The organism is Streptomyces sp. SolWspMP-5a-2 (assembly GCF_900091845.1).
GTDB classification, from domain to species: domain Bacteria; phylum Actinomycetota; class Actinomycetes; order Streptomycetales; family Streptomycetaceae; genus Streptomyces; species Streptomyces doudnae.
Genome location: NZ_FMCI01000227.1, coordinates 1 through 2,098 on the forward strand (window position 1 = coordinate 1; position 2,098 = coordinate 2,098).

Consider the following 2,098-nt stretch of genomic DNA (forward strand, 5'->3'; position numbering starts at 1 on the left):
GCCCCTCGGCGTGCGTGGGGCCGGGCGGCGGGCGGTGACGTCGGTCCGTGGCCGTCCCCGTCAGTCGGCGTCCGGCCGCTTCGGGACGCCGTAGACCCGCTCGACCGGGATGCGCACCACCAGGCGCCGGTCGCGGACCATCGCGGCGCGGTACTCGTCCCAGTCCGGGTGCTCGCCCAGGACCCCGCGGTAGACCCGGATCAGCTCCTCGACCGTGTCGTCGTGCGGGTCGGCGGCGACCGGGGAGAGGTCGGCGGTGCCCTCGACGACCGTGTAGGACCAGCGGTCGGGCGCGGTGACGTGGTAGGAGGCGCGGGGGTCGCGGCGCAGGTTGCGGGTCTTGGCCCGGTCGTCCGTGACGGAGACCCGCACGATCCGCTCGTCCGGGTCGTAGAAGTGGCTGACGTTCGACAGCTGGGGGCGGCCGTCGCGCTTCAGGGTGACCAGCACCCCGCCGTTGCCGTCCGAGAGCAGCTTGAGCAGTGAGTCCTCAGTCATGTCTGGTTCAACCCGGACGGCCGGGGACCGCATTCCCGCGCACTCCCCCGGCCCGCGACCGAGAAAGCGGTGGGCGCGGGAGCGGGAGGAGAGGGGCGGGGTAGGCGCCGGACCCCTGGCGTGCGGAGGGGCGTCACGCCCACCGGTAGACACTGTCTACGCACCCTGGTAGACAGTGTCCATGACTGACGTGGAGACAGGACTGCGGGACCGGCTGGTCGACGTCGGGGTGGACCTCGTCGCCCGGGAGGGCGCCCAGGCGCTCACCCTGCGGGAGATCGCCCGGCGGGCCGGTGTCTCGCACGGGGCGCCGCGCCGCCACTTCCCCACCCATCTGGAGCTGCTGTCGGCGATCGCGCGCCGGGGCTTCGGCGAGCTGGCCGCGCGGACCGCTGCCCGGGGCGGGCAGGGGCCGGCGCGGGCGCGTCTCACGGAACTCGCGCTCGCCTACCTGGAGTTCGCGCTCGACAACCGTGGCATGTACGAGCTGATGTTCCGTCACGACGTCCTGGAGAGCGGGCATCTGCGGCTGCGGGACACCAGTCTGCCGCTGTTCGAGCGGCTGGTGGAGCTGACCGGGGCCGCCCGTCCCGGCGTCGACGCCCGCACGGTCGCGGGCGCGCTCTGGGCGAACCTGCACGGCATCGCCCAGCTGTGGAGCTGGGGCAGCCTCCAACTCGCCACCGGAGCGGCCGACTTCACGCCCCTGGTCCGGGCGGCCCTGGACGCGCACCTCGGCCCGGAGGACGCCTGATGAACCGGCGGCTGACCCTGGCCGGGAGCGTCGTCGGCGCGATGACCGTCGCCCTGGACGGCACGGTCCTGACCGTCGCGCGGCCCACCCTCCAGCACGACCTGGGCGCGTCCCTGGCGCAGGCCCAGTGGACCGGCACCGGATACCTCGTCGCGGTCGCCTCCCTGCTGGTGGCCGCCGGGCGGCTGGGCGACCGCTACGGCCACCAGCGCCTCTTCGGGATCGGCATGACGGGCTTCGGGCTGACGTCGGCCGCCATCGGGGTCGCGCCCGGGATCGGCTGGGTGATCGGACTGCGCGTCGTGCAGGGGGTGTTCGGGGCGCTGCTGCAACCGGCCACGCTGGGCATGCTGCGGGCGTCGTATCCGCCGCAGGGGCTGCGGATGCCGATCGCCCTGCGGACCAGCGCGATCGGGGTCGCCGCCGCCGCGGGGCCGCTGCTGGGCGGGGTGCTCGCGGCGGGTCCTGGCTGGCGCGCGGTGTTCTTCCTGAACGTGGCACCGGCGCTGCTGCTCGGGGTCCTCGCGCTCAGCACGCCCGACCCGCACACCCCGCGCCGGGTCGCCTTCGACGTCCCCGGGGCGCTGCTGCTCTCGGTGGCGCTCGCCTGTCTGACGCACACCCTGGTCGCCCTGCCCCGCGCGTCCTGGGCGGTGGCGGCCACCGGCCTCGCCGCCGCCGTCGTCCTCGTCCGCCACGAGCGGCGCACCGCCGGGCCGCTGCTGCCGCCCGGCGTCGTCGGCCGACGGCCGGTGGCCGCCGCGCTCGGCGCCCTGGTGGCCGCGTCGGCGGCCCTGAACGGGGCCGTATTCGTCGGCGCGTACCTGCTCCAGGACACCTTCGGGC

Annotated in this window: 3 protein-coding genes; 2 read left to right on the forward strand and 1 reads right to left on the reverse strand. The window is 75.5% G+C overall.

The window, feature by feature from the left end; translation table 11 throughout:
- Positions 1-60 precede the first annotated feature (60 nt).
- Positions 61-498 carry a PPOX class F420-dependent oxidoreductase gene (locus GA0115242_RS22795; protein WP_176729885.1) on the reverse strand — a complete coding sequence of 146 codons (438 nt, stop codon included), beginning with the start codon at positions 496-498 and terminating at the stop codon, positions 61-63.
- Between the two features lie 181 nt (positions 499-679).
- Here GA0115242_RS22795 and GA0115242_RS22800 point away from each other — a divergent pair, with 181 nt between their 5' ends.
- Both GA0115242_RS22800 and GA0115242_RS22805 read left to right on the forward strand, forming a co-directional pair.
- The gene (locus tag GA0115242_RS22800; RefSeq protein WP_093831395.1) at positions 680-1,252 is read left to right on the forward strand and encodes a TetR/AcrR family transcriptional regulator; all 573 of its coding nucleotides are present in this window, start codon (positions 680-682) and stop codon (positions 1,250-1,252) included.
- Positions 1,252-2,098: MFS transporter (locus tag GA0115242_RS22805; protein ID WP_141721719.1), on the forward strand; the 847-nt coding region annotated here is incomplete at its 3' end. The genes GA0115242_RS22800 and GA0115242_RS22805, both read left to right, overlap by 1 nt.